The 577-nt window shown below is 41.4% G+C and carries 1 rRNA gene; it reads right to left on the bottom strand.

Annotated features, from left to right (window positions below):
- Positions 1–473: 473 nt before the first annotated feature.
- A 5S ribosomal RNA gene (gene rrf, locus JMX98_RS14010) occupies positions 474–577 on the bottom strand; the annotation flags it as partial.

Here is a 577-nt window from a genome sequence, read left to right as displayed (position 1 = left end):
TAGGCTAGATAATTACTTAATAGCTGCGCTATTAATAATGTGTTAGTCAGTGGTAAACCACTTTCTAATCCGCCTTCCCTTTCGACTGGGTGGCATTATACGCGTATTTGGGTGGGGGTCAAGGGGGTGTTTGATTTTTTATTTGGAATAAATTATAACTCATTGAAATATATACGTTAAAAACTCAAAATATACTGAGCCTTTAAAACCACAACAGCAGCCATACCCTATATACTCGGTAAACGAAGCTCACAAACATTGATATTCCCATCGTCTGGCCATAGGGCTCTCTCAATAATAAAAGCCTGTCTATAAGGTAATAGTTTAGAAGGCGATTGTCTGCAAAACAATTGGGATCCAACTTAAAGACTATTTACGATCGCTGAGAGATATGAGAGATAAAAATAAGCTTTAACCCATCTCCAAAAAAAAGCCCCCTCTACTTTCGCAAAGGGGGCTTTTAGGGAATAGGGAGCTGACGATGACCTACTCTCACATGGCCGGAGCCACACTACCATTGGCGCAACGATGTTTCACTTCTGAGTTCGGGAAGGGATCAGGTGGTGCCATCGTGCTA

Origin of the sequence: Psychrobacter sp. HII-4 (assembly GCF_904846595.1) — a bacterium.
Classification (GTDB): Bacteria; Pseudomonadota; Gammaproteobacteria; order Pseudomonadales; family Moraxellaceae; genus Psychrobacter; species Psychrobacter celer.
Note: the sequence above shows the minus strand (reverse complement) of the source record. Positions and strands in the feature narration are given on the sequence as shown.